This is a genomic window from Mycobacterium sp. 852002-51057_SCH5723018 (assembly GCF_001667035.1).
Lineage (GTDB): Bacteria > Actinomycetota > Actinomycetes > Mycobacteriales > Mycobacteriaceae > Mycobacterium.
Genome location: NZ_LZIR01000012.1, coordinates 1 through 25,537, shown reverse-complemented (window position 1 = coordinate 25,537; position 25,537 = coordinate 1). Strand labels below are relative to the sequence as shown.

Sequence of the window (25,537 nt, the reverse complement as noted above, 5' to 3'; positions counted from 1 at the left end):
CGACAGACTCGCGTGTGAACCCTGGGCGCGGACCTTCGGCGTGTCGCCGCCCTCAGCTCACACTGAAGGCCGTGAGTTCACACTCGGGGCGCCGTGACCCCGCTGAATCGCGGATTCAGGCGAGCACCGCGGCGATTTCCGCGGCCGCGTCCTCGCCGTAGGCGCCGGCAAGCCGGGTCTTGGCGATGCCGTGGTCCCAGGCCCACTCCTGGGTTCCGGTCGACTCCAGCACCAGCACGGCCACCAGCGAGCCGAGTTGCGCCGAACGCTCCAGGCTGAGGCCGGCGCTGCGGCCGGTGAGGAAACCGGCCCGGAACGCGTCGCCGACGCCGGTGGGGTCGACCTGGCTGGTCTCGGGCACCACGTCGACGTGGGTGGTGGCGCCGTCGGGCTCGACCACGTCCACGCCTTTGGGGCCCAGCGTGGTCACCCGCAGCTCGACCTGGGCCATCACGTCGGCCTCGGTCCATCCGGTCTTGGACAGCATCAGGTCCCACTCATAGTCGTTGGTGAACAGGTACTTGGCGCCGTCGATGAGCTGGCGGATCTCGTCGCCGGAGAGCCGGGCGAGCTGCTGGGACGGGTCGGCGGCGAAGGGCAGCCCCAGCTTCCGGCACTCCTCGGTGTGCACCACCATGGCTTCGGGGTCGTTGGCCCCGATGATCACCAGGTCCGGGGTGCCGATGGACGAGACGATGTCGGCGAGCTTGATGTTGCGGGCCTCCGACATCGCGCCCGGGTAGAACGACGCGATCTGGGCCATGTCGACGTCGGTGGTGCAGACGAAACGCGCGGTGTGCGCGCTCTCGGAGATCAGGACGTGGTCGCAGTTCACGCCATGGGACTGCAGCCACTCGCGGTACTCGCCGAAGTCGTCGCCCGCCGCACCGACCAGCGCGACGTCACCGCCCAGCACTCCGATGGCGAACGCGATGTTTCCCGCCACACCGCCGCGGTGGATCACCAGGTCGTCGACCAGAAAGCTGAGCGACACCTTCTGCAGATGTTCGGCGAGCAGCTGCTCGGAAAACTTGCCGGGAAAACGCATCAGGTTGTCGGTCGCAATCGAACCTGTCACCGCGATCGTCACGAAATCTCCATCCTTCGTTAGTAAGGTTATCTAGCTTACTCAGGTGCGACCGTCGTCGCGTCGCGGTCGGCGCAACGCCGTGCGCTAGCCTGCCAAGGGATCACGGTCCCGTCTACCACGGTAGGAGAACCACATGGCCGGTCCGCACTCGCCGGACCACACCGTCGGCGCCGACGGACCGACGCCCCACGCCGAGTCCCAGCCGGTTGAGTTCCCGCACCAGCCCGTTGGACCGCCTCCGGCCAATTATGCCGGGCAACCGCCCGTGCCGTACCCCGCGCGACGGTCCAAGCGGCGGCTGATCATCGGCCTGCTGGTGGCCGTCGTACTGGTGGCCGCGATGACGGTGGCGATCGTGTACGGGGTGCGCACCAACGGCGCCAATACCGGCACCTCGTTCTCGGAGGCCACGGTGAAGACGGCGATCCAGAACTACCTGGACGGGCTCGAGCATCGCGACATCGACGTCATCGTCCGCAACGCGCTATGCGGCCTCTACGACGGGGTGCACGACAAGCGGTCCGACCAGGCGCTGGCCAAAATGAGCAGCGACGCGTTCCGCAAGCAGTTTTCCGAGGTGCAGCTGACCTCGATCGACAAGATCGTGTACCTGTCGCAGTATCAGGCGCAGGCGCTGTTTTCCATGCGGGTCACGCCCGCCACCGGGGGTCCGGCGCGCGGGGAGGTGCAGGGCGTGGCCCAGCTGCTGTTCCAGCGGGGCCAGATCATGGTCTGCTCGTACGTGCTGCGCACCGGCGGCTCGTACTGAGACCGTTTCGCGAACGGTTAAACCGCGATCAGTTGAAGGAATCGCCGCAGGCGCAGGAACCGGTGGCGTTGGGGTTGTCGATCGTGAAGCCCTGCTTCTCGATCGTGTCGACGAAGTCGATGGACGCGCCCTCGACGTAGGGGGCGCTCATCCGGTCGACCGTCAGGGTCACACCGCCGAACTCCGCGGTCAGGTCGCCGTCCAGCGTCCGGTCGTCGAAGAACAGGTTGTAGCGCAGCCCAGCGCACCCCCCAGGCTGGACCGCGATGCGCAGCGCCAGGTCGTCACGGCCCTCCTGATCGAGCAGCGACTTCGCCTTGGCAGCGGCGGATTCGGTCAGGACCACGCCGTGGGTCTTGGCGGTCGTCTCGTTTTGCACCGTCATTGCTTCTCCTACATGGCTCATGGTCGGGCCCTACCCGCTCGGGAAAAAGCCCACTGCATCAACGGTACATTGCGGGACCGCTATTCCCGAGTCGTGCAGCGACCTCCGAGGCCAAACCCATGAGCTGATTGGCCGCGTCCGCCTGCGCCAACCGCACCGAACCGGCGTAATCGGCGATGGACAGCGCGGACATGATGCCCGACGAACGCACCGCCGAATTCTCCAGGCCGACCTGCCCGGCGAGCACGATCACGGGAATCCCCAGCGGACGCGCCGACTCGGCGAGAAAGCCGACCACCTTGCCGTGCAACGACTGCTCATCGAACTTGCCCTCACCGGTGACGATCATGTCGGCCACCTCGAGGTCGTCGGCTAAGCGGGTGGACTCGGCGATGATGGCGGCGCCCAACTCGCACCGGCCGCCGAGCGCGAGCAGGCCGGCGCCGATGCCACCGGCGGCGCCGGCGCCGGGCTCCGAGCTGACGTCGCGCCCAGCCGCCGCCTCCAGCTCCAGCGCCCACGCCTCGAGCCGGACTTCGAGCGCCGCGACGGCAGCCGTGTCCGCGCCCTTCTGCGGCCCGAACACCCGCGCCGCGCCCCACGGTCCCACCAGCGGATATTCGGTGTCCGAGGCGGCGACCAGGTCGACGTTCGTCAGTTCTCGCCGCGCGGCGTCGAAGCCGCCGAGCTCGCCGATCATGCCCTGGCCGCCGTCGGTGCAGGCGCTGCCACCCAGCCCGACCACGATCTGCTTCGCCCCGGCCCGCAGCGCCTCGGCGATCAGCTGCCCCACTCCCCTGCTGTGGGCCGCCAGCGCGGTTTCCGCGGTGGGCGGACCGTCCAGCAGCGTCAGGCCGCACGCCTGAGCCACCTCCAAATACGCGGTCGCCGAGGCCCGGTCGAACACCCACTCGGCGCTCACCGTGGTGTCCAGCGGCCCGCACACCCGCGACCGCCGCTTCTTTCCCAGCCGACTGGCCAGCACCTCGACGAAGCCCGGGCCGCCGTCGGACTGCGGGGCGACGGTGAACCGATCGCCCGGGCGCGATCGATTCCAGCCGGTCGCGATGACGGCGGCCGCTTCCACGGCCGACAAGCTTTCCCCGTAGCAATCCGGGGCGACCAATACCTGCATGGCCGGCAACCGCAGACGGCCGGGTGCGAGGCCGCCGTCATCCGCGGCCATCGTGACCGTCGTCCATCACAGGTAGCCATTCATTACAGTCCAGAGTAGGTCCAATCGGCGCGCTGGCACATGACAGATAACACCCCACCGCGGGGCCGTGACGGGGCAGCTCATCCGGGAAGTAACCTGGCCACTGTGAAGCTAATGGGCCGCAAGAAGGGCCGCGACGACGACCCCGAAGGGGCGGCGCAGGCGGCGGTCGACGCCGCCGATTCCGCGGACACCGGGGCCCGCGGGTCTCGCCGGACCGGCCCCAAGGGCCGCCCCACCCCCAAGCGCAACGAGGCCCGGCGCAACGCACGGAAGGGCCCGATCGCGCCGGCCCCGATGACGGCATCCGAGGCGCGGGCGCGGCGCAAATCACTGTCCGGCCCCAAACTCAGCCGCGAGGAACGCCGAGCCGAACGGACCGCCGGCCGGGCCCGGATGACGGATCGCCGGGACCGCATGATGGCCGGCGACGAGGCGTACCTGATGGCGCGCGACCAGGGTCCGATCCGGCGCTATGCGCGCGACGTGGTGGATTCCCGGCGCAACGTCCTGGGCCTGTTCATGCCGGCGACGCTGGGCCTGATGTTCGGCATGTTCGCCGTGCCGCAGCTGCAGTTGTACGCCTCTCCGGCGATGTTGGTGCTGATGGTGGTGATGGGTGTCGACGGGCTGATCCTGGGCCGCAAGGTGAGCAGGCTGGTCGACGCGAAGTTCCCAGACAACACCGAAAGCCGTTGGAAGCTGGGTCTTTACGCCGCCGGCCGGGCTTCCCAGATACGCCGGATGCGGGCACCCCGGCCGCAAGTCGAGCGCGGCAGCAGTGTCGGTTAAGCGGCGTCCGAAGGCCGCCTGATCCGGGTGCGCACCCTGGTGCTGGGCGGGATCAGGTCGGGCAAGTCCCGGTGGGCGGAGGAGGCCATCGCCGAGTCGCTGCCGCCCGGACAGCCGGTTTGTTACCTGGCCCCCTGGCCGGCCGACGACGGCGACGCGGCCTGGTCGGACCGAGTCGCGCGGCACCGCAACCGGCGCCCCGACCATTGGTCGACGGTCGAAACGCACGACATCGCAAGCCAATTGCTTCAGTCCCCCGGCACCCCGACGCTCGTCGACGACCTCGGCGGCTGGCTGACCGCCACGCTGGACCGCCACCACGCGTGGGACGGCGGATCGGTGGCGGGTCCGGTCGATGACATGCTCGCCGCGGTGCGCGAATTCGGCTCCCCGCTAGTGCTGGTCAGCCCGGAAGTCGGGCTGACCGTGCTGCCCGCCACGGCGTCCGGGCGCCGGTTCGCCGACGAACTGGGCAGCCTCAACCAGCGCGTCGCCGCGGTGTGCGACCGGGTGGTGCTGGTGGTGGCCGGGCAGGCGGTACCGATCAAGCCGATGCCGTCGGGAACGTGATGGAATTCGCGCCGGTGTCGCCGCCCGATGCGGGCGCCGCCGCGGCCGCCCGGGCCCGCCAGGACACGCTGACCAAACCGCGACGGGCCCTGGGCCGCCTCGAGGACCTGTCGGTATGGGTCGCGTCCTGTCAAGGGCATTGTCCGCCAAGGCAATTCGAGCGCGCGCGGGTGGTGGTCTTCGCGGGTGACCACGGCGTGGCGCGGTCCGGGGTGTCGGCATACCCCGCGGAGGTGACCGCCCAGATGGTCGCCAACATCGACGCCGGCGGGGCGGCGATCAACGTTCTGGCCGACGTCGCCGGCGCGACGGTGCGCGTCGCGGACCTGGCGGTCGACGCCGACGCGGCCTCGGAGTCGACCGGCGCCCACAAGGTGCGGCGCGGCAGCGGGGACATCGCGGTGCAGGACGCGCTGACCGACGGGGAGACCGTCGCCGCCATCGCGGCGGGCCGGGCCATCGCCGACGAGGAGGTCGACGCCGGCGCCGACCTGCTCATCGCGGGCGACATGGGCATCGGAAACACCACTCCCGCAGCGGTTTTGGTGGCTGCGCTGACAAACGCCGAGCCGGTCACGGTGGTCGGCTCGGGCACCGGGATCGACGACGCGGGATGGGCCCGCAAGACGGCCGCGGTGCGCGATGCCCTGTTTCGGGCGCGACCGGTGTTGCCCGACCCGGTCGCGCTGCTCCGCTGCTGCGGCGGCGCGGATTTGGCCGCGTTGGCGGGCTTTTGCGCGCAGGCCGCCGTGCGGCGCACGCCGCTGCTTCTCGACGGGCTGGCGGTGACCGCCGCCGCGCTGGTGGCAGACCGGCTGGCGCCCGGCGCACGACAGTGGTGGCAGGCCGGTCACCGGTCCACCGAGCCGGCGCATGAGCTGGCGCTGGCGGCCCTCGAGCTGGACCCGATCCTGGACCTGCGCATGCGGCTGGGCGAGGGAACCGGCGCGGCGGTGGCGCTGCCGGTGCTGCGGGCCGCGGTGGCGGCGCTGTCGGAGATGACCACCTTCGAAGACGCCGGCGTGGCCGGCCCGTCCCCGTCGTCGTCGTGATGCGTTCGGTGGCAACGGCTTTCGCTTTTGGAACGGTCCTGCCCGTCCCGGGGTCCGCGAACTCCCCGATGGGGAGCGGCGCGATGGCCGCGCTCCCCGTGGTCGGCGCCACGCTGGGAGCGTTGGCGGCGGCCGTCACGTGGTGTGGCGCAGCGCTTTTCGGCCCGTCGAGTCCGCTGTCTGGGCTGCTGGCCGTGGCGGCGCTGCTGCTGGTGACCCGCGGGCTGCACATCGACGGCGTCGCCGACACGGCCGACGGGCTGGGCTGTTACGGCCCGCCGCAGCGCGCGCTCGCGGTGATGCGCGACGGGTCGACCGGACCGTTCGGCGTGGCGGCGGTCGTGCTGGTGATCGTGGTGCAGGGGCTGGCGTTCTCGGCGCTGCGGCCGGCGGGAATCGTCCTCGCGGTGTTTGCCGGCCGGGTCGCCGCGGTGCTGGCCTGCCGCCGGTCGGTGCCGGCGGCCGAGGGCAGCGCGCTGGGTGCCCGGGTCGCCGGGAGTCAGCCCGCGCCCGTGGTGGCGGCCTGGGTCGCGGCGCTGCTCGCCGCATCGGCGGCGGCGGGTCCTCGGCCGTGGCAGGGACCGGTCGCGATCCTATTGGCGCTGTGCTGCGGGGCCGCCCTGGTGGCGCATTGTGTGCGCCGGTTCGGCGGCATCACCGGCGACGTCCTCGGCGCCGCGATCGAATCGGCCACGACGGTGGCGGCGGTCGCGCTGGCGGCGCTGGTGCGGCTGGGCTGACCGGGCCGCCGCCCCGCGCGGCACCGCGAAACGGACCAGCAACGCGAGCGCGGTGAGCGCCCACGCGCTGCCGAGCAGCTGCTCGATCCCGTTCCAGCCTCGCTCCCGACCGCCGTCGTGAGGCAACAGCATCCACGGCGGGGCGAGGGTCAGCAGGGCAACGGCGAGACCGGCGACAACGTTGCCCACGCCGCCGGCCACCGTCCAGCGCATCAGGAAGTACACCGCCGCCGCCGACAACCACACCCATTGATGACCCCACGAAACCGGGGAGCACAGCAGGCCGAGGAACGCGGCGGACAGCACGGCGGCCACCGTGTCGTGACAACGCCGGCTCACCTCGATGGCGGCGACGGCCAGCGCGAGCACCCCGACGGTCAGCGCCACCACGAGCACGCCGCGCGAAGCATCGAGCGTGGGGATGCGCTCGATGACGCCGCGCAAGGACTGGTTGGAGTGGAACGACAGCCGGCCGATCCGTCCCGCGTCGAAGACCGTCGACGTGAAATAGCGCACGGTGTCCGCCGGGTCCGCGAGCCAACCCAGAGCCACCGCCGATGCGGCGGCAGCCAGCGACACGGCCAGGGCCCGCCATTGCCGGGTCACCAGGAAGTAACCCACGAACACCGCGGGCGTGAGCTTGATCGCCGCGGCGAGGCCGACCAGCAGTCCGCGCGGCCACGGCACCGACGGCGGCAGGATCTCGAGCGCGACCGCGGCCGCCAGTATCAGGTCCAGCTGCCCGTAGGTGAAGTTGGCCTGGACCGGCACGCTCACCACGAACGCCAGCGCGGCGGTCAGCACGGCGGTTGCCGCGCGCGCCGGTATCGGCACCGGCGGCCGGCGCCACGTGCCGTGCACCGCGGTCAGCACCAGGCCGAGCAGGACGACGCAGGCGGCGGCGTTGAGGACGACCATCAAGACCGCCGCGGCCGTGGCCGGCAACAACGCCAGCGCAACGAACGTCAGCGCCGAGAACGGCGGATAAGTGAACGGCAACCCGTTCGGCGAATGGTTGACCGACGCGAAATCGGCGGCGTAAACCGAGTTTCCGGTCAGCAGCGCGTGGCCACCGGCGCGATATACCTGTAGGTCGAGGTAGCCGGGCTCGCCACGGCGCATCCTGACCAACTCGACGACGAAATACACCGCCGCCCAAGCCGTCGCGGTCGCCGCCACGATCGCCGGGGCCACCCGGCGACCGGCGCTGTGTTCGCCCGAGCTCCGCCGCCCGAACATCGCTACGTCGTCAAGGGCATTCAGCCCAGCCGCGCCATCCAGCCGTGGGTGTCGGCGAAGGTGCCCCGCTGGATGCCGGTCAATGTGTCGCGTAGCGCCATGCTCACCTCGCCAGGTTGGCCGTCGGCGATGGTGAACTCGGCGTCGCCGTACTTGACCCGCGAAATGGGAGTGATGACGGCGGCGGTGCCGCAGGCGAACACCTCGGTGATCTCCCCCGCGGCGGCCTTCTTCTGCCACTCGTCGATGTCGATCTTGCGTTCCTCGACGGAAAATCCGGCGTCAATCGCCAACTGCAGCAAGGAATCCCGTGTGATGCCGGGCAGCAGCGAGCCGGACAGCTCCGGGGTGACCAGCCGCGACGATCCGCCGCTGCCGAGCACGAAGAACAGGTTCATCCCGCCCATCTCTTCGACGAAGCGGCGTTCGACGGCGTCCAGCCATACCACTTGCTCGCAACCGTTTTCGGCCGCTTGGGCCTGAGCCAGCAGCGAGGCGGCGTAGTTGCCGCCGAACTTGGCCGCGCCGGTGCCGCCGGGGCTGGCCCGCACGTACTCCGTCGACACCCACACGGTGACGGGGTTGATGCCGCCCTTGAAGTAGGCGCCGGCCGGCGAGGCGATCAGCAGGTAGCGGTATTCCTTGGCGGGCCGCACGCCCAGTCCGGGCTCGGTGGCAAAGATGAACGGCCGCAGGTACAGCGCGTCTTCGCCGCCGGCGCGCGGCACCCAGGCCTTGTCGACGGCGATCAGCTGGCAAAGGGATTCGATGAACAGGTTTTCGGGCAGTTCGGGAATCGCGAGCCGCCGCGCCGACGACCGCAGTCGGGCCGCGTTGGCCTCGGCGCGAAACGACACGATCGAGCCGTCCGCCCAGCGGTAGGCCTTGAGCCCCTCGAAGATTCCCTGCGCGTAGTGCAGGATGATGGCCGACGGATCCAGCTCGATCGGGCCGTAGGGGATGACCCGGGCGTTGTGCCAGCCCCGGCCCTCGGCGTAGTCGATGGACACCATGTGGTCGGTGAAGTACTTGCCGAAACCGGGCTCGGCCAGGATTGATTCACGTTCGGCGTCGGTGGCGGGATTAGACGCACGTAGAACAGTGAACTCGGGTGAGCCGCTGGTCATGGGGCCGATTGTATATCCGCGTGCCACGGGTTTTTCCGCGCGAACCGGTGGCGGCTAGCGCGTTTTCACGGCGACGAACGGCGGGCGGACCACCTCGCACTCGACGGAACGGCCGCGAACGTCGACGGTGACGTGCTGGCCGTCGTCGACGCCGGCGTCGGTGTCGATCAGCGCCAGCCCGATGCCGGCCTGCAGCGTCGGAGAGAACGTTCCCGACGTGGTGACCCCCACCGGGGTGCCCCCGGCCAGCACCGTCAGCCCGGAACGCAACACGCCGCGGCCGAGCATCCGCAGCCCGCGCAACAACCGCCGCGGCCCCGCCTCCTTTTCGGCCAGCAGCGCGTCGCGGCCGAAGAACGCCTCCTTCTTCCAGCCGACCGCCCATCCGCAACGGGCCTGCAGCGGCGAGATGTCGAGCGAAAGTTCGTGGCCGTGCAGCGGATAGCCCATCTCGGTGCGCAGCGTGTCGCGGGCGCCCAGGCCGGCGGGCTCGCCCCCGGCCGCGGTCACCCCCGCGATCAGCGCGTCGAACACCACGCCCGCGGAGTCCCAGGGCGGCAGCAGCTCGTAGCCGTGCTCGCCGGTGTATCCGGTGCGGCACACCCGGACCGGCACCCCTTGATAGGAGGCGTCGGCGTAGCCCATGTAGTCCATGTCGGTCGGCAGGCCCAACTCGCCGAGCACGTCGGCCGACTGCGGGCCCTGCACGGCGAGCACCGCATAAGAGCGGTGCTCGTTGGTGATCGTCAGGGCGGCCGGGGCGGCCGCGCGCAGCGCCTCGACCACCGCGGCGGTGTTGGCGGCGTTGGGCACCAGGAAGATCTCGTCGTCGCCGACGTAGTAGGCGATCAGGTCGTCGATGACGCCGCCGGATTCGGTGCAGCACAGCGTGTATTGAGCTTTGCCCGGACCGATGCGGCCCAGGTCGTTGGTGAGTGCGGAGTTGACGAATGCCGCGGCGCCGGGCCCGCGGACCAACGCCTTGCCGAGGTGGCTGACGTCGAACAGCGCGACCGCGTTGCGGGTGGCGTTGTGCTCGCTGACGGTGCCGACATAGGAGACCGGCATCAGCCAGCCGCTGAACTCGGCGAAGTTTGCGCCCAGGTCGCGATGGCGGTCTTCCAGCGGTCCATGCTGTAAGTCGTCGGTCACGACGACTCACCCTAATGTCGCCGGCTGCTGGCACACTTGGGTAGGTGTCCGATCCGCTCGACTTTGACGAGCTTGAGGCCGCGGGAATCGCCAACCCGCGCGAGCGGGCCGACCTGATCAAGTACCTGGCCGGGCTCGGCTTCACCGTCGACGAGATGGTCGAGGCCGAACGCCGCGGCCGGCTGTTCGGGCTTGCCGGTGATGTCCTGGCCTGGTCGGGACGACCCGTCTACACCGTGCAGTCCGCGGCCGAGGAACTCGGCCTGTCCGCCGACGACGTGGCACGGGCCTGGGCCTTGCTCGGCCTGACCGTCGCCGGTCCCGACGTTCCCGCGCTGAGCCAGGCCGACGTCGACGCCCTCTCGACGTGGGTCGGGATCAAGGCGGTGGTGGGCGAGGACGGCGCGCTCGGACTGCTGCGAGTGCTCGGCGCCGCGATGGCCCGCCTGGCGGAGGCCGAGGGGACATTGATCCGCGCCGGGACGCCGGACATCCAGATGAACTACACCCACGATGAGCTGGCCACGGCGCAGGCATATCGCTCGGTCGCCGAGTTCATCCCGCGTCTCGGGACCCTGATCGATGTCGTGCACCGCCACCACCTGACCAGCGCCCGAACCTACTTCGAGGGCGTCCTTCTCGGCACGTCGGCGACCGTGGTGTGCGGCGTCGGTTTTGCGGATCTGTCCAGCTTCACCGCGCTGACCCAAGCGCTCACCCCGGCGGAACTGTCGAACCTGCTCACCGAATTCGGCGCCACCGTCGCCGATGTCGTGCACGCCGCCGGCGGGCGGGTGGTGAAGTTCATCGGCGACGCCGTGATGTGGGTGTGCTCGTCGCCCGCGGGGCTGGCGAAGGCGGCGCTCGACCTGGTCGGCCATCCGCGGGCACGCGAGGAGGGGCTGCAGGTGCGCGCCGGGCTGGCGCACGGGACGGTGCTGGCCATCAACGGCGACTACTTCGGCATCCCGGTCAACCTGGCCGCCCGGCTGGTGGCGGCCGCGGCACCCGGGCAGGTCCTGGCCGCGGCCGAGTTCCGCGACGAATTGCCCCACTGGCCCGCGCTCGCCCAGGTCCCGTTGACCCTCAAGGGGTTTGACGATCCGGTGACCGCCTTCGATCTGCACGTCGGGGACGGCGACAGAGACACTCCCAGAATGCCCCGCACCCGGTGACTAGGGTGGTGTGCCGTGACCACCGAACCGGGCTACCACTCCCCCACCGTCAACGTCGCCACGTCGCTGCCCAAACGCGGCACGGACACCGCGGTATTGCTGGTGCCGGTCGTCTCGACCGGCGAGGACGACCGGCCGGGCGCGGTTGTCGCGGCCGGCGAGCCGTTCCTGCCCGCCGACGCGGTCGCCGAGATCGAGGCTGGCCTGCGGGCGCTGGAGGCCACCGGTGGCAGCGAGCAGATACACCGGTTGGTGGTGGCGTCGCTGCCGGTGGCCAGTGTGCTGACGATCGGTCTTGGTAAGCCGCGATCCGAGTGGCCGGCAGACGTCATCCGTCGGGCGGCCGGCGTGGCGGCGCGGTCGCTGGGCGGCGCCGAGGCGGTGATCACGACGCTGACCGAGCTGCCCGGTGAATCCGGTGAAGACGTCCGCTCGGCCGCCGTCGAGGGGCTGATCCTGGGCAGCTACCGGTTCACCGCGTTCCGCACCGACAAGACCGCCCCGAAAGACAAAGGGCTGCGCAAGATCACGGTGCTGGCCTCCGAAACCAGGGCAGCCAAGGAGGCCAAGAACCAAACCGCGCACGCTGCGGCCGTGGCGACCGCGGGCGCCACCGCGCGTGACTTGGTCAACACTCCCCCGAGCCATCTATTTCCAGCCGAATTAGCAAGGCGGGCAAAGGCTTTGGGCGAATCCGTCGGTCTCGAGGTCGAGGTGCTCGACGAAAAGGCGCTGCAGAAATCCGGCTACGGCGGGATCATCGGCGTGGGCCAGGGCTCGTCGCGCCCACCGCGGTTGGTGAGGCTGACCCACCGGGGCTCGCGGCTCGCCAAGAAGCCCAAGCAGGCAAAGCGCGTGGCGCTGGTCGGCAAGGGCGTCACGTTCGACACCGGCGGCATCTCGATCAAGCCGGCGGCGTCGATGCACTACATGACCTCGGACATGGCCGGCGCCGCCGCGGTCATTGCGACCGTCGCGCTGGCCGCCCAGCGAGAGCTGCCCATCGACGTGATCGCCACGGTGCCGATCGCCGAGAACATGCCGTCGGCGACCGCGCAGCGCCCGGGCGACGTGCTGACCCAGTACGGCGGCACCACGGTCGAGGTGCTCAACACCGACGCCGAGGGCCGGCTAATCCTGGCCGACGCCATCGTCCGGGCCTGCGAGGACAACCCGGACTACCTGATCGAGACCTCCACCCTGACCGGTGCACAGACGGTGGCGCTGGGCGCCCGGGTACCCGGTGTGATGGGCAGCGACGAGTTCCGCGACCGCGTCGCCGCGATATCGCAGCGGGTGGGCGAGAACGGCTGGCCGATGCCGCTGCCCGACGAGCTCAAGGACGACCTGAAGTCCACCGTGGCCGACCTGGCCAACATCAGCAGTCAGCGCTTCGCCGGCATGCTGGTGGCCGGGGTGTTCCTGCGCGAGTTCGTCGCCGACGGCGTGGGCTGGGCGCATATCGACGTGGCCGGCCCGGCCTACAACACAGGCAGCCCATGGGGTTACACGCCCAAGGGCGCCAGCGGCGTACCCACCCGAACCATGTTCGCCGTGCTCGAAGACATCGCGAGCAACGGGTAACCGCCGGGCGTCACTTCGTCAGCAGCGAGATCACGGTTCGGCTCAGCTTGCGGCGCGGCCAGCCGGTCACACCGGCGGCGGCCAGCGCGGCGTTGGCCGCGTTGCGCCCGCACGCGCCGTGCACGGACCCTCCGGGCGTCGCCGACGCGCTGCCCAGATACAGCCCCTCGACCGGGGTTTCGGCGCGCCCCATCCCGGACACCGGTCGGAAGATCAGCATCTGCTGCAGCTGCGCGGTCCCGCCGTTGAGCGCGCCCAGGTGCAGGTTGGCGTCGCTGGCTTCCAGATCAGACGGGCGTTGCACGAACCGGTCGATCACCGCCGAACCGAAGCCGGGAGCGTGTTCTTCGATCACCTGATCCACCGATTTCGCGAGCTGCTCGGCCGACGCGTCGTCGGCGACGTAGCGCGGCAAATGCGTGTAGGCCCAGACGCTTTCGGTGCCCGCCGGTGATCTGCTCGGGTCCGCGGTGGTGGTCTGACCCAACAACATGAAGGGGTGCTGCGGCACCACTCGGGTGCTCAGGTCGGCCATCCAGCGCACCAGTCCGTCACCGTCGGCACCCAAATGGACGGTGCCGACCTTCCGCAGGCTCTCCGCCCGCCACGGGATGGGTCCGTTCAGCGCGTAGTTGACCTTGACCACCGGCGGGTCCCAGTCGTAGCGCTCTAGCTCGCGAAGCATGCCCGCCGGAACCGAATCCGCGGGCAGCATATCGCAAAACAGCCGCGGCGCCGTGACGTCCGCCACGATGGCCCGCCGCGCCCGCACCGTGCGACCCGCGGTCGTCGTCACGCCGACCGCCCGCCCGCCTTGCACCTGAATGCGGGAAACGTTCTGGTTGCACTCGATTCGCGCGCCGGCGGAGCGCGCGCGGCCCACGAGAGCGGCCGTCAGTTGGCCGGAACCGCCGACGGGCACCGGCCAGCCGCAGTCCTGGGCGAGCATCGTCATCAGGAAGCCCATCGCGCCGCTGACGGGCGCGTCCGGCGGGACGTCGGCGTGCATTGCGTTGCCCAGCAACAATACTCGCGGAGCCTCACCGGCGAACAACTGTCTGGCCATGGTGTTGGCGGGCTGCACCAGCAGCCGCGCGAGCCGAACCGCCTCGGCCGTACCGAGTTTGAGCAGCAGCCGCAGCATCGGGCCCACCGGCGGAAACGGCGCCAGCATGGCGTCCAGCAGCGGCGAACGGATCTTGTTCCACAATTCCACTACGCGCCACCAGTTTTCGCCATCGGCGGGTTCGCGGCGTGCCAATTCCGCTGCGGTGCGGGCGGGGTCAGGGTAGATGATGGGCGGATCATCGTCGGTCGCGGTGCGGGGGTGACCCACCACCGCCGGCGCGCGCGACCACCGCAGCCCGTGGTCCTCCAGCCGCAGCGCCGCGATCGCCGGAGAGGCCACCGTCATCGGGTAAAAGGAGCTGAACAAGTCGGTGATGTAACCCGGGGTCAGTTCTGCGCTGCGCACGGCGCCGCCGGGCTCGGGCTGCGCCTCGAGCACCAGCACGTCCCACCCCGCGTCGGCGAGCATCGACGCCGCGACAAGCCCGTGGTGTCCGGCCCCGATGACGACGGCGTCGACCGTCTCGGCGGCCATGTCCTATTTGACCTGGCTCGGCTCGAGGCGTTCGGCGAGCGCGGTCAACCGCAACAGGCATTCGCGATTGCGCGGATACACAGCGGCCAAGGCCAGCTGGTCGGGGATGAGCTTGATCGGTCCCTCGACCGGAACCTCGATCATTTCGATCCGGCATCCGCCATCCGGAAGGTCGCTGAGCCGCAGCGTTATCCGTGCGGCACCGAGCCGTCCGAGACCTGCGCGGAGAACGAGTTCTTCACCGGGCGTGCAACTTTCGACCACCGTCTGGTCGCTGATAACCAGCGGCCACACCCCGACGGAGTGCTTGATGGCCGAACCGGGCTTTGGCCAATTCGGGTCCACCGCACGGGTCCGGCTGTTGCCCACCACCCACTGCGAATATGTCCATCCGTCGGCCATTGCGTCCCAGATCTGCTGGCGGGACGCCCTCACCTCGCGGATCGCAGCCATCTGTCGGGTCGCAGTCATTGAGAATCCTTTCGCACCGCCTGATGCCCACGGGTACCCCGGCCGGTGGAAACCATGCGTCGGATCGGCCCGCGACAGATGCCGGCCGCGCCGATCCTCGGTTTAGGGGGCGTGGCCAGTGGCTATTAGGCCGTTACACGATTGGCATTCGACGGGAGGCAGACAGTGACGGTGCGACGGTTGATCATCGCGGTGGGTGCCGTGCTCTTGCTGGCCGGCGTCATCGGGTTGCTGGTGCCGGTGTCGGTATCGGACAACAACGGCAATTCCGTGTCGTGCGGGAACGGAATCGCCATGGACTTGTCGAGCGCGCGGAGCGCCAACGAAAAGAACGGCTCCAACATTCCGATCCTGAACCAAGTCATCCCGCACACCGACTTTGTGGCGCAATGCCAATCGTCGGTCAACGGCCGGCGCTCGTGGACCATCCCGCTGGCGGTCATCGGGGTCCTGGCGATCGGTGGTGCCCTGGTGGTGCGACGACCGACGGGATCGCGGACGGTCTAGGGCGGTTCAGATCACCTTGATCCGCGCGGTGCTGCGCAGCGCCTGCGGCGCCACGCGGGAAACGCCGTAGATCGCGTAGGCCTCCGGTGCGACCGGTCGGATCGGCTTGTTCTTCTTGACCGCCGACAGGATCGCCTTGGCGACCTTTTCCGGGCCATAGTGGCGCAGCGCGAACAACCTGTCCAGCTGGCCCCGCCGGCCGTCGATCGTCTCGGCCTTGCCCGCGGGCGCGTAGAACCGGGTGGAGTTGACGATGTTGGTGTTGATGACACCCGGGCAGATCGTGGTCAGCCCGACGTCGGCGGCATCAAGTTCGGCCCGCAGGCAGTCGGAGAACATGTAGGTCGCGGCCTTGGAGGTGCAGTAGGCGCTCAGCGACTGCAGCGGAACATAGGCGGCCATCGACGCCACGTTGACGATGTGGCCGCCGGTGCCGCGATCGACCAGACGCCGGCCAAAAGACCGGCAGCCGTTGACCACACCGCCCAGGTTGATGTCGAGCACCCGGTCGAACTCCTCGGCCGGGGTGTCCAGGAACCCCCCGGCATGGCCGATGCCGGCATTGTTGACGACGATGTCGGGGACGCCGTGCGCGGCGCTGATCCGTTCGGCGAACGCCTCGACCGCGTCGGCGTCCGACACGTCGAGCACGTACGGGTGCGCGACGCCGCCATGGGCGGCGATCTCGGCGGCGGTCTCCTTGACGGTGGCCTCGTCGATGTCGCTGACCACCAGCTCGGCGCCCGCCCGGGCGAAGGCGAACGCGGTCTCGCGGCCGATCCCGCTGCCGGCGCCGGTCACCGCCACCAGGGTGTCGCCGAACTCCTCGCGCGGACGCCCGACCTGGGCGCGCAACATCGCGCGGCTCGGCAGCCTGCCCTCGGCCAGGTCGGCGAAGTCGTGCACCGCAGCCGCCATCACCTGGGGGTGCGACATCGGGGAGAAGTGACCCGCCTTGATGTCGCGTCGCCACAGCCGCGGCACCCACCGCGACGTGACGTCATACCCGTAGGGCCGCACGTAGGGGTCTTTTGTGTTGACGATGAGCTGCACCGGCACGTCGACCACATGAATCGGGCGCTTCCGGGTAAACGAGCGAAAGTAGTTGGCAGGGTAAGTCTTTACCGAATGGGCGGCGTCCCTTGCCAACGTGGCGGAGTGATGGATCTTGTCCTCCGGGATGTTGTCGACCGCCTTGCGCCGGACCGCCGGGATCGACAGCGTCAGCCGCAGCACCAGCGGCGCCAGCACCGGGATCGACAACAACACCATGTAGCTCAGCCGCAGCGCCTGGCTGAGCGCCCGGGCGAACGTCCGCGGGCGCCAGGGCCGGCGCAGACCGCCGAAGATGTAGTCGACGAGTTGGTCCTGGCTCGGGCCGGACACCGACGTGAACGAGGCCACCCGGTCCCCGGCGCCCGGGCGGGTCAGGTACTCCCACACGCCGACCGAACCCCAGTCGTGGGCCAGCACGTGCACCGGCTGGCCGGGGCTCAGCTCGGAGATCACCGCCTCGAAGTCGTCGGCGAACCGGGCCATGGTGTAGGCGGACACTCCTTTGGGCACCGACGACATCCCGACGCCGCGGTTGTCGTAGCGGATGACGCGAAACCGCTCGGCCAGCAGCGGCACGACGCCGTCCCACAGCACGTGCGAGTCGGGGAAGCCGTGCACCAGGACGACGGTCGGGCCGTCGGGGTTGCCCTCTTCGTAGACCGCGATGCGCGTGCCGTCGGTGCTGTCGACGAACTGCTCGGGTTTCTGTGGTGTTGCCGGCATCGGGCCTCCGCGTTCTGGCGTGCAGTGGCCACACCGTAGCAAGCATGTTCGGGCCGCAACGGCGCCCTCACCCGGTCCGCCCTGGATGCGTGCCGACGAACGCGCAGTGACAGGATAGTTTTGGATTGTTCGACCCGCCCCGACCCATGAGCGATCGAGGAGTCAAAAGAGATGGCCTTCTCCGTCCAGATGCCGGCACTCGGTGAGAGCGTCACCGAAGGGACGGTCACGCGCTGGCTCAAGCAGGAAGGCGACACGGTCGAACTTGACGAGCCGCTTGTCGAGGTGTCCACCGACAAGGTCGACACCGAAATCCCGTCGCCGGCCGCGGGTGTGCTGACCAAGATCATCGCCCAGGAGGACGACACCGTCGAGGTCGGCGGCGACCTGGCCGTCATCGGCGACGCCGGTGAGGAGTCCCAGGGCCAGCCCGAAGCCGCGAGCCGGTCCGAGGCGCCCAGCGAACCGGAACCCCAGCCGGAACCCGAACCCGAGGCCCAACCCGAGCCCGAACCCGCGGCGCCGGCCCCCCAAGCGTCGGGCGGCGATTCGGGTGACGGGCAGCCGGTGCTGATGCCAGAGCTCGGCGAGTCGGTGGCCGAGGGCACCGTGACGCGCTGGCTCAAGAAGGTCGGGGATTCGGTCCAGGTGGACGAGCCGCTGGTGGAAGTCTCCACCGACAAGGTGGACACCGAGATCCCGTCACCGGTGGCGGGCGTGCTGGTGGCCATCACCGCCGAAGAAGACGTCACCGTGCCGGTCGGCGGCGAGCTGGCCCGCATCGGCGCCGGTTCACAGGCCGGCGCAACGCCGGCTTCCAAGCCGGCTCCCAAGCCCGAGCCCGAGCCGGAACCCAAACCAGAACCCAAGCCCGAGCCGGCCGCCAAGCCCGCCCCGGAGCCCAAGCCGGAACCGGAGCCCGAGCCCAAGGCGGAGCCGGCGCCCGCGGCGGAGGCCCAACCCGCGCCGGCCCGGCCGGCGGCGGAATCCGGGCCCGACGGCGCACCGTATGTCACCCCGCTGGTGCGAAAGCTGGCCACGGAAAACAAAATCGACCTCGCGCAGGTCACCGGCACCGGGGTGGGCGGTCGCATCCGCAAGCAGGACGTGCTCGCCGCCGCGCAGAAGCGAGAAGAAGCCAAGAAAGCGCCGCCGGCCGCACCGGCACCCGCCGCCGCGCCGGCCGTCGACGGCCGCAGGCCCGCCCCCGCCGCGGCACCAACTCCGACTCCGGCGCTGGCACACCTGCGGGGCACCACCCAGAAGGCCACCCGGATCCGCCAGATCACCGCGGCCAAGACGCGCGAGTCGCTGCAGGCCACGGCCCAGCTCACCCAGACCCACGAGGTCGACATGACCAAGATCGTCGGGTTGCGGGCCAGGGCCAAGGGCGCGTTCGCCGAGCGCGAGGGGGTGAACCTGACCTACCTGCCGTTCATCGCCCGCGCGGTGATCGACGCCCTCAAGATTCACCCCAACGTCAACGCCAGCTACAACGAGGACTCCAAGGAGATCACCTACTACGACGCCGAGCACCTGGGCTTCGCGGTGGACACCGACCAGGGTCTGCTGTCGCCGGTCATCCACAACGCCGGTGACCTGTCGCTGGCGGGGCTGGCCCGCGCGATCGCCGACATCGCCGCGCGCGCCCGGTCGGGCAACCTCAAGCCCGACGAGCTGTCCGGCGGCACCTTCACCATCACCAACATCGGCAGCCAGGGCGCACTGTTCGACACCCCGATCCTGGTTCCGCCACAGGCCGCCATGCTGGGCACCGGAGCGATCGTCAAACGGCCGCGCGTGGTGGTCGATGAGTTCGGCAACGAATCCATCGGGGTCCGCTCGGTGTGCTACCTGCCGCTGACGTATGACCACCGGCTGATCGACGGCGCCGACGCCGGACGTTTCCTCACCACGATCAAGCACCGGCTCGAAGAGGGAGCGTTCGAGGCCGACTTGGGGCTTTAGGGGGCTTGGAAAACTGTGCCGAAGGCCGTCATCGCCATCGCGGGTTCGTCCGGCCTGATCGGCTCGGCCTTGGCCGCGGCATTGCGGGCGGCCGACCACCCGGTGTTGCGCATCGTGCGCCGCGCGCCGGCGAATTCCGAGGAACTGCACTGGAATCCGGAGAGCGGCGAGTTCGATGCCGACGCGCTGGCCGACATCGACGCCGTCGTCAACCTGTGCGGCGTCAACATCGGCCAGCGCCGGTGGTCGGGTGCCTTCAAGCAGAGCCTGCGCGACAGCCGCATCGCGCCCACCGAGGTGCTGGCCAACGCCGTCGCCGAGGCCGGGGTCGAAACCCTGATCAACGCCAGCGCCATCGGCTATTACGGGAACACCAAGGACCGCGTCGTCGACGAAAACGACCGGGCCGGAAGCGGTTTCCTGGCCCAGCTGTGCGAAGACTGGGAAGCCGCGACGCTGCCCGCCCAATACGCCGGCGCCCGGGTGGTGCTGGCCCGCACCGGCCTGGTGCTGGCGCGGTCGGGTGGGGCGCTGCGCCGCCTGCGACCGCTTTTTTCGTCGGGCCTGGGCGCGCGGCTGGGCAGTGGCCGTCAATACATGTCGTGGATCAGCCTCGAGGACGAGGTGCGGGCGCTGCTGTTCGCGATCTCACACCCGTCGCTGTCGGGCCCGGTGAACATGACCGGGCCGGCGCCGGTCACCAACGCCGAGTTCACCACCGCGTTCGGGCGGGCGATCAACCGCCCGACCCCGTGGACGCTGCCCGGGTTCGCGGTGCGGGGCCTGCTCGGAGAGTTCGCCGACGAGGGGCTGCTCACCGGTCAGCGCGCCATCCCGTCGGCGCTCGAGCGCGCCGGTTTCCAGTTCCACCACAACACGATTGGCGAGGCGCTCGAGTACGCCACCGCCCGGCGCGATCACGACTAGCCCCTAACCGCCGACGTCGCATCGCCGGGCCGGGGCCGGCCGAGTACCGTCACGAACGTGAGCCCTTCCATCCGGTCTCCTATCCGGTCACAGTCGACCGAGATCGACGTCCGCCAATTGGGGAGCGTCGACTACCGCACCGCCTGGCACCTGCAGCGCGACCTGGCCGACGCCCGGGTGGCCGGCGGACCCGACACTCTGCTGCTCCTGGAGCACCCCGCGGTCTACACCGCCGGCCGGCGCACCGAGCCGCACGAACGACCGGTGGATGGAACTCCCGTTGTCGACACCGATCGCGGCGGCAAGATCACCTGGCACGGTCCCGGGCAGCTGGTCGGCTACCCGATCATCGGGCTGGCCGAACCGCTCGACGTGGTGAATTACGTTCGGCGCCTTGAGGAGTCGCTGATCAAGGTGTGCGGCGAGCTGGGCCTGGACACGATCCGGGTGGATGGCCGGTCGGGAGTCTGGGTGCCGGGTAGTGGTGGGCGGCCGGCGCGCAAGGTCGCCGCCATCGGCGTGCGGGTGTCGCGGGCCACAACGCTGCACGGGTTCGCCCTCAACTGTGACTGCGATCTCGGCGCGTACGCCGCCATCGTGCCGTGCGGCATCAGCGACGCCGGGGTGACGTCGCTGTCCGACGAGTTGCAGCGCACCATCACTGTCGACGACGTCCGGGCGTCCGTCGCCGGCGCCGTCTGCGACGCGCTGGACGGCGTCCTTCCAGTGCGGGAACATTCCGTCGCCCGCGTAGCATCGACCATGTGACAGCGGCACCCGAAGGACGCAAACTGCTGCGCCTGGAGGTGCGCAACGCGCAGACCCCGATCGAGCGCAAGCCGCCGTGGATCAAGACGCGGGCCCGGATGGGCCCGGAGTACACCGAGCTGAAAAGCCTGGTCCGGCGGGAGGGCCTGCACACGGTCTGCGAAGAGGCCGGCTGCCCCAACATCTTCGAATGCTGGGAGGACCGCGAGGCCACCTTCCTGATCGGCGGCGACCAGTGCACCCGTCGCTGCGACTTCTGCCAGATCGACACCGGAAAGCCCGCCGCGCTGGACCGCGACGAGCCCCGCCGGGTCGCCGAGAGCGTGCGAACGATGGGGCTGCGTTACGCCACGGTCACCGGCGTCGCCCGCGACGACCTGCCCGACGGCGGTGCGTGGCTGTACGCCGAGACGGTGCGCGCCATCAAGGAGCTCAATCCGTCGACCGGCGTCGAATTGTTGATTCCCGATTTCAACGGCGAGCCCGCGCGGCTGGCCGAGGTATTCGAGTCCCGCCCGGAAGTGTTGGCGCACAACGTCGAAACCGTGCCGCGCATCTTCAAGCGGATCCGGCCCGCCTTCACCTACGGGCGCAGCCTGGGCGTGCTCACCGCCGCGCGCGACTTCGGGCTGGTCACCAAGAGCAACCTGATCCTCGGGCTGGGCGAAACCCCCGACGAGGTGCGCACCGCGCTGGCCGACCTGCGCGGCGCCGGCTGCGACATCGTCACCATCACCCAGTACCTGCGGCCATCGACGCGCCACCACCCGGTCGAGCGCTGGGTGCGGCCCGAGGAGTTCGTCGAGTTCGCGCGGCATGCCGAGGGACTCGGGTTTTCCGGAGTGCTGGCCGGGCCGCTGGTGCGGTCGTCGTACCGGGCGGGACGGCTCTACGAGCAGGCCGCCCGCAGCCGCGCCGCGGCACCGTAGCCACCTTCGCGCATACGTATCCTTATTGACTATGGCTAAACCCCGCAAGACCGCCGAGAACAAGGCCGCCACGGCGCAGGCGAAGGCCGCCCGCAAGGCCGCCGCGCGGGAGCGCCGCGCCCAGTTGTGGCAGGCCTTCAACATGCAGCGTCAGGAGGACAAGCGCCTGCTGCCGTACATGATCGGCGCCTTCGTGCTGATCGTGGGCATCTCGGTGGCCGTGGGCGTGTGGGCCGGCGGGCTCACCATGATCACGATCATCCCGCTCGGCGTCCTGGTGGGCGGCCTGGTCACGTTCATCATCTTCAGCCGCCGGGCCCAGCGGTCGGTCTTCAGCAAGGCCGAAGGCCAGACCGGCGCCGCGGCGTGGGTGCTGGACAACCTGCGCGGCAAGTGGCGGGTGACCCCCGGCGTCGCCGCGACCGGCCACTTCGACGCGGTGCATCGGGTGCTCGGCCGACCCGGCGTCATCCTGGTCGGCGAGGGATCGGCGGCCCGCGTCAAACCCCTGCTGGCCCAGGAGAAGAAGCGCACCGCCCGGCTGGTCGGCGAGGCGCCGATCTACGACGTCATCGTCGGCAACGGCGAGGGTGAGGTCCCGCTGGGCAAGCTGGAGCGCCATCTCAACCGCCTGCCGCACAACATCACCGTCAAGCAGATGGACACGCTGGAGTCGCGGCTGGCCGCTCTGGGGTCACGGGCCGGAGCCGCCGTCCTGCCGAAGGGGCCGCTGCCCAACGCCGGCAAGATGCGCGGGGTGCAGCGCACGGTGCGGCGCAGGTAACGCCCGCGCGCAGCGGGTCGCCGCCGGGCGAAGCGGGTCGCGGCCATCGGATTCAGCGGCGCAGCACCGCCGTCCCGGTCAGCCGATCGTGGATGCCGCGGCCGTCGGAGTCCGTGAACAGCGCGGGAACGACCGCCGCGATCAGCAACCCCCGCACCGCCAGACGGCCGACCCCCACCGGCAAACGCCCGTCCACGTCCGCCACCTGCAGGCCGAGTGCCAACTGCCCGGGCGTGAAGCTGAACAGCCGCACCGCCACCACGCCGAGCACCAGCCAGACGACCAGCACCGCGGTGGCCAGCATCCGGTCGGAGAAGGCGCCGAACGCCATGGCGAGAGCCGCCAGGCCGTAGGCGATCAGCCAGTCGATCATCAGCGCGGCCAGCCGGCGACCCATCGGCGCCGGGGATCCCGAGCCGCTTTCGGGCAACCCAAGCCGCTCGCCGGGATAGGTCGATCGCGACTCCGGCAAACCCCCGGTCATCGGGCGCTTCCGACCGTCCGGCCGGACTGCGGCGCCGGCTCGATATGCAGGCGGGACCAGGCGGTGCGCGGGTGCCCCGGACCAGATACGATCTTGCCGTCCATGGCCCCACAATAGAGCCCACCAGCAACCCGGGATCCGATGCGGGACGCGTGGTCACGTAACCTCTGCGCAACATCGGGTTGACTGGCGGGCAACATCAGCTCCATAGCGTCAGGCCGCGGATCACCAAGTAAAGGAGCACTCTGTGACGGAAATGACGCCCGACGACGTCTTCAAACTCGCCAAGGACGAAGACGTCGAGTTTGTCGATGTCCGGTTCTGTGACTTGCCAGGCATCATGCAGCACTTCACGATTCCGGTGTCGTTCTTCGACGAAAGCGTTTTCGAGGACGGGTTGGCCTTCGACGGCTCGTCGATTCGCGGGTTCCAATCGATCCACGAGTCCGACATGCTCCTGCTGCCCGACCCGGAAACCGCGCGTATCGACCTGTTCACTGAAGCCAAGACGCTTAACCTGAACTTCTTCGTGCACGACCCGTTCACCCTCGAGCCCTACTCGCGCGACCCGCGCAACATTGCGCGCAAGGCGGAGAACTACCTGATCAGCACCGGGGTCGCCGACACCGCCTACTTCGGCGCCGAAGCCGAGTTCTACATCTTCGACTCGGTGAGCTTCGATTCGCGCACCAACGGCTCGTTCTACGAGGTGGACGCGATCTCCGGGTGGTGGAACACCGGTGAGCCGAACGAGAATGACGGCAGCCCCAACCGCGGTTACAAGGTCCGCCCCAAGGGTGGCTACTTCCCGGTCGCCCCCGTCGATCATTACGTCGACCTGCGCAGCAGGATGCTGCACAACCTGATCGAGAACGGCTTCAGCCTGGAGAAGGGCCACCACGAGGTGGGCAGCGGCGGGCAGGCCGAGATCAACTACAAGTTCAACACGCTGCTCCACGCGGCCGACGACATGCAGTTGTACAAATACATCGTCAAGAACACCGCGTGGCAGGCGGGAAAGACCGTCACCTTCATGCCCAAGCCGCTGTTCGGCGACAACGGTTCCGGGATGCACACCCACCAGTCGCTGTGGAAAGACGGCAGCCCGCTGATGTACGACGAGACCGGCTACGCCGGCCTGTCGGATACCGCCCGCCACTACATCGGCGGTCTGCTGCACCACGCGCCGTCGCTGCTGGCGTTCACCAACCCGACGGTGAACTCCTACAAGCGTTTGGTTCCCGGCTTCGAGGCCCCGATCAATCTCGTTTACAGCCAGCGCAACCGCTCTGCGTGCGTGCGCATCCCGATCACCGGCAGCAACCCGAAGGCCAAGCGGCTCGAGTTCCGTTGCCCCGACTCGTCGGGCAACCCGTACCTGGCGTTCTCGGCCATGCTGATGGCCGGGCTCGACGGCATCAAGAACAAGATCGAGCCGCAGGCGCCGGTCGACAAAGACCTCTACGAGCTGCCGCCGGAAGAGGCCGCCAACATCCCGCAGGCGCCCACCCAGCTGTCCGCGGTCATCGACCGGCTCGAAGCCGACCACGAATACCTCACCGAGGGAGGCGTATTCACGCCCGACCTGATCGAGACGTGGATCAGCTTCAAGCGCGAGAACGAGATCCTGCCGGTCCAGATCCGGCCGCACCCGTACGAGTTCGCGCTCTACTACGACGTGTAGGCCGCTAGACGACGACGCCCGCCCGGTTTGATTGCCGGGCGGGCGGTTTCGTCTTTGGCGCGCGCTGCGCCAGACATAAACCGTTGCGAGCCTCGCCGGCGTGTCTTCGCAACCGATTATGTGTCGCGATCGCGACAGGCCACGCGGAACGATTGCGGCGGCAAGCTCAGTTGGGCCGCCGATGCCCTCTCGGATCTCGCGGACGGCCCGCTCGATGATCTACGGGCCGCACCGATACTCCGAAAAGTCATCCCCCGGAACGGGATTCGGCGCGATTTCACCATGCCCCCTTGCGACCGGGGTAGCCACTTCTCACCGAGCTGGCGAGCGATCGCCTCGAGCGAAGGATCACTTGGTGGATAAAAGACATTCACCGGCAAGCTCGTTAACCCCTCGAGTTCGTGACTGTCGACGACAGCGGCTTCAAGGCCGACGGTCCCCGACGAATTACCGGTTCAACACAGCGGCGGCTCGACGGCGGCGAGCGTGTTGACTGAATCACATAATGGTTGCGCACCACTCCATCTAGGAAGGCACGCTGTTCAACGCGGCAGCTGTCTCAGGGCCTGCCATATCCCTCGCAGACAGCGACTTGAAGATGGACCGCTGCAAGCGCTTGTCCTGGGCAATCGTGAGCTTCACCAGGGTCGCGGGGGGGGGGGGGGCGCACCCCCCCCCCCCCCCCGGGTAGGGAGAAAAAGGGGGTGACACCACCACCGGGGGGGGGGAGCACACAAAGAGA

23 protein-coding genes and 1 pseudogene are annotated in these 25,537 nt (G+C 69.6%); 14 read left to right on the top strand and 10 right to left on the bottom strand.

All coding sequences use genetic code 11. The features are described 5' to 3' along the window. Positions 1-115 precede the first annotated feature (115 nt). Entirely contained in the window at positions 116-1,090 is a 975-nt protein-coding gene (locus tag A5764_RS03910) for a carbohydrate kinase family protein (RefSeq protein ID WP_067108886.1), read from the bottom strand. A gap of 133 nt (positions 1,091-1,223) precedes the next feature. On the opposite strand from A5764_RS03910, the gene A5764_RS03905 reads away from it, so the two are divergent. After that, positions 1,224-1,859: a hypothetical protein gene (locus A5764_RS03905; protein ID WP_067108884.1), complete on the top strand. Its 636-nt coding sequence runs from the start codon at positions 1,224-1,226 to the stop codon at positions 1,857-1,859. Positions 1,860-1,887: 28 nt separating this feature from the next. Here the strand turns inward: A5764_RS03905 and A5764_RS03900 are convergent, their stop codons facing one another. Both A5764_RS03900 and A5764_RS03895 read right to left on the bottom strand, forming a co-directional pair. Next, on the bottom strand, positions 1,888-2,244 hold the full coding sequence (locus A5764_RS03900; protein WP_067108882.1) for an iron-sulfur cluster assembly accessory protein: 357 nt from the start codon (positions 2,242-2,244) through the stop codon (positions 1,888-1,890). A gap of 58 nt (positions 2,245-2,302) precedes the next feature. Next, the gene (locus tag A5764_RS03895) at positions 2,303-3,379 is read right to left on the bottom strand and encodes a glycerate kinase (protein WP_067109119.1); all 1,077 of its coding nucleotides are present in this window, start codon (positions 3,377-3,379) and stop codon (positions 2,303-2,305) included. Positions 3,380-3,565: 186 nt separating this feature from the next. Between A5764_RS03895 and A5764_RS03890 the strand changes: the two genes are divergently transcribed. The 4 genes from A5764_RS03890 to A5764_RS27140 are packed head-to-tail and all read left to right on the top strand — an operon-like array spanning position 3,566 to position 6,614. After that, on the top strand, positions 3,566-4,252 hold the full coding sequence (locus A5764_RS03890; RefSeq protein WP_067108878.1) for a DUF3043 domain-containing protein: 687 nt from the start codon (positions 3,566-3,568) through the stop codon (positions 4,250-4,252). 27 nt (positions 4,253-4,279) lie between these two features. Continuing rightward, positions 4,280-4,822 carry a bifunctional adenosylcobinamide kinase/adenosylcobinamide-phosphate guanylyltransferase gene (locus A5764_RS03885; RefSeq protein ID WP_067108875.1) on the top strand — a complete coding sequence of 181 codons (543 nt, stop codon included), beginning with the start codon at positions 4,280-4,282 and terminating at the stop codon, positions 4,820-4,822. Further along, the gene (cobT, locus tag A5764_RS03880; protein WP_197501198.1) at positions 4,819-5,874 is read left to right on the top strand and encodes a nicotinate-nucleotide--dimethylbenzimidazole phosphoribosyltransferase; all 1,056 of its coding nucleotides are present in this window, start codon (positions 4,819-4,821) and stop codon (positions 5,872-5,874) included. Before A5764_RS03885 ends, cobT begins: the two co-directional genes overlap by 4 nt. Next, on the top strand, positions 5,871-6,614 hold the full coding sequence (locus A5764_RS27140; protein WP_082951471.1) for an adenosylcobinamide-GDP ribazoletransferase: 744 nt from the start codon (positions 5,871-5,873) through the stop codon (positions 6,612-6,614). Before cobT ends, A5764_RS27140 begins: the two co-directional genes overlap by 4 nt. A gap of 279 nt (positions 6,615-6,893) precedes the next feature. Here the strand turns inward: A5764_RS27140 and A5764_RS29175 are convergent. The 3 genes and pseudogenes from A5764_RS29175 to gcvT form a co-directional block, all read right to left on the bottom strand. Continuing rightward, positions 6,894-7,736, bottom strand: a pseudogene (locus A5764_RS29175) (glycosyltransferase 87 family protein); the annotation flags it as partial. Positions 7,737-7,873: 137 nt separating this feature from the next. Continuing rightward, on the bottom strand, positions 7,874-8,980 hold the full coding sequence (locus A5764_RS03870) for a branched-chain amino acid aminotransferase (RefSeq protein ID WP_067108867.1): 1,107 nt from the start codon (positions 8,978-8,980) through the stop codon (positions 7,874-7,876). A 54-nt stretch (positions 8,981-9,034) separates the two neighbouring features. Next, entirely contained in the window at positions 9,035-10,132 is a 1,098-nt protein-coding gene (gcvT, locus tag A5764_RS03865) for a glycine cleavage system aminomethyltransferase GcvT (protein WP_067108864.1), read from the bottom strand. A gap of 44 nt (positions 10,133-10,176) precedes the next feature. Between gcvT and A5764_RS03860 the strand changes: the two genes are divergently transcribed. Continuing rightward, on the top strand, positions 10,177-11,307 hold the full coding sequence (locus A5764_RS03860; RefSeq protein ID WP_067108861.1) for an adenylate/guanylate cyclase domain-containing protein: 1,131 nt from the start codon (positions 10,177-10,179) through the stop codon (positions 11,305-11,307). Positions 11,308-11,322: 15 nt separating this feature from the next. After that, entirely contained in the window at positions 11,323-12,891 is a 1,569-nt protein-coding gene (locus A5764_RS03855) for a leucyl aminopeptidase (protein ID WP_067108858.1), read from the top strand. 10 nt (positions 12,892-12,901) lie between these two features. Here A5764_RS03855 and A5764_RS03850 read toward each other — a convergent pair whose 3' ends face one another. Together A5764_RS03850 and A5764_RS03845 are read right to left on the bottom strand one after the other, a co-directional pair. Beyond that, positions 12,902-14,494: an NAD(P)/FAD-dependent oxidoreductase gene (locus A5764_RS03850; protein ID WP_067108847.1), complete on the bottom strand. Its 1,593-nt coding sequence runs from the start codon at positions 14,492-14,494 to the stop codon at positions 12,902-12,904. Between the two features lie 3 nt (positions 14,495-14,497). Then, positions 14,498-14,965: an SRPBCC family protein gene (locus tag A5764_RS03845; RefSeq protein ID WP_231989599.1), complete on the bottom strand. Its 468-nt coding sequence runs from the start codon at positions 14,963-14,965 to the stop codon at positions 14,498-14,500. Positions 14,966-15,130: 165 nt separating this feature from the next. On the opposite strand from A5764_RS03845, the gene A5764_RS03840 reads away from it, so the two are divergent. Next, positions 15,131-15,472, top strand: coding sequence for an aminopeptidase (locus A5764_RS03840; RefSeq protein ID WP_067108841.1), 342 nt, complete (start codon positions 15,131-15,133; stop codon positions 15,470-15,472). Between the two features lie 6 nt (positions 15,473-15,478). Here A5764_RS03840 and A5764_RS03835 read toward each other — a convergent pair whose 3' ends face one another. Next, positions 15,479-17,251: an SDR family oxidoreductase gene (locus tag A5764_RS03835; protein ID WP_067108839.1), complete on the bottom strand. Its 1,773-nt coding sequence runs from the start codon at positions 17,249-17,251 to the stop codon at positions 15,479-15,481. A gap of 171 nt (positions 17,252-17,422) precedes the next feature. Here A5764_RS03835 and sucB point away from each other — a divergent pair, with 171 nt between their 5' ends. The 5 genes from sucB to A5764_RS03810 all read left to right on the top strand — a co-directional run bounded on the left by sucB (position 17,423) and on the right by A5764_RS03810 (position 22,627). Further along, a complete protein-coding gene (gene sucB / locus A5764_RS03830; protein ID WP_067108833.1) occupies positions 17,423-19,219 on the top strand; it encodes a 2-oxoglutarate dehydrogenase, E2 component, dihydrolipoamide succinyltransferase in 1,797 nt (598 codons plus the stop codon). 15 nt (positions 19,220-19,234) lie between these two features. Beyond that, positions 19,235-20,146, top strand: a complete 912-nt coding sequence (locus A5764_RS03825) for a TIGR01777 family oxidoreductase (protein WP_067108830.1) — start codon at positions 19,235-19,237, stop codon at positions 20,144-20,146. A 69-nt stretch (positions 20,147-20,215) separates the two neighbouring features. Then, entirely contained in the window at positions 20,216-20,914 is a 699-nt protein-coding gene (gene lipB / locus A5764_RS03820; protein WP_067109116.1) for a lipoyl(octanoyl) transferase LipB, read from the top strand. Further along, complete coding sequence (lipA, locus tag A5764_RS03815) at positions 20,911-21,843, top strand: lipoyl synthase (RefSeq protein WP_067108828.1); 933 nt, start codon at positions 20,911-20,913, stop codon at positions 21,841-21,843. Before lipB ends, lipA begins: the two co-directional genes overlap by 4 nt. A gap of 31 nt (positions 21,844-21,874) precedes the next feature. Then, complete coding sequence (locus tag A5764_RS03810) at positions 21,875-22,627, top strand: DUF4191 domain-containing protein (RefSeq protein WP_067108826.1); 753 nt, start codon at positions 21,875-21,877, stop codon at positions 22,625-22,627. Positions 22,628-22,679: 52 nt separating this feature from the next. On the opposite strand, the gene A5764_RS03805 is transcribed toward A5764_RS03810, so the two are convergent. Beyond that, positions 22,680-23,111 carry an RDD family protein gene (locus tag A5764_RS03805; RefSeq protein ID WP_067108820.1) on the bottom strand — a complete coding sequence of 144 codons (432 nt, stop codon included), beginning with the start codon at positions 23,109-23,111 and terminating at the stop codon, positions 22,680-22,682. A 247-nt stretch (positions 23,112-23,358) separates the two neighbouring features. Between A5764_RS03805 and glnA the strand changes: the two genes are divergently transcribed. Beyond that, positions 23,359-24,795 (top strand): type I glutamate--ammonia ligase, encoded by a 1,437-nt coding sequence (glnA, locus tag A5764_RS03800; RefSeq protein WP_067108818.1) that lies wholly within the window; start codon positions 23,359-23,361, stop codon positions 24,793-24,795. Positions 24,796-25,537: the final 742 nt, after the last annotated feature.

Excerpts from the sequence above, each read along its gene's own strand:
- A5764_RS03845 (WP_231989599.1), bottom strand. The coding sequence starts at position 14,965 with ATGACTGCGACCCGACAGATGGCTGCGATCCGCGAGGTGAGGGCGTCC.
- sucB (WP_067108833.1), top strand. The coding sequence starts at position 17,423 with ATGGCCTTCTCCGTCCAGATGCCGGCACTCGGTGAGAGCGTCACCGAA.
- A5764_RS03810 (WP_067108826.1), top strand. The coding sequence starts at position 21,875 with ATGGCTAAACCCCGCAAGACCGCCGAGAACAAGGCCGCCACGGCGCAG.
- A5764_RS03850 (WP_067108847.1), bottom strand. The coding sequence starts at position 14,494 with ATGGCCGCCGAGACGGTCGACGCCGTCGTCATCGGGGCCGGACACCAC.
- A5764_RS03870 (WP_067108867.1), bottom strand. The coding sequence starts at position 8,980 with ATGACCAGCGGCTCACCCGAGTTCACTGTTCTACGTGCGTCTAATCCC.
- A5764_RS03805 (WP_067108820.1), bottom strand. The coding sequence starts at position 23,111 with ATGACCGGGGGTTTGCCGGAGTCGCGATCGACCTATCCCGGCGAGCGG.
- A5764_RS03895 (WP_067109119.1), bottom strand. The coding sequence starts at position 3,379 with ATGCAGGTATTGGTCGCCCCGGATTGCTACGGGGAAAGCTTGTCGGCC.
- A5764_RS03900 (WP_067108882.1), bottom strand. The coding sequence starts at position 2,244 with ATGACGGTGCAAAACGAGACGACCGCCAAGACCCACGGCGTGGTCCTG.
- A5764_RS03835 (WP_067108839.1), bottom strand. The coding sequence starts at position 17,251 with ATGCCGGCAACACCACAGAAACCCGAGCAGTTCGTCGACAGCACCGAC.
- A5764_RS03905 (WP_067108884.1), top strand. The coding sequence starts at position 1,224 with ATGGCCGGTCCGCACTCGCCGGACCACACCGTCGGCGCCGACGGACCG.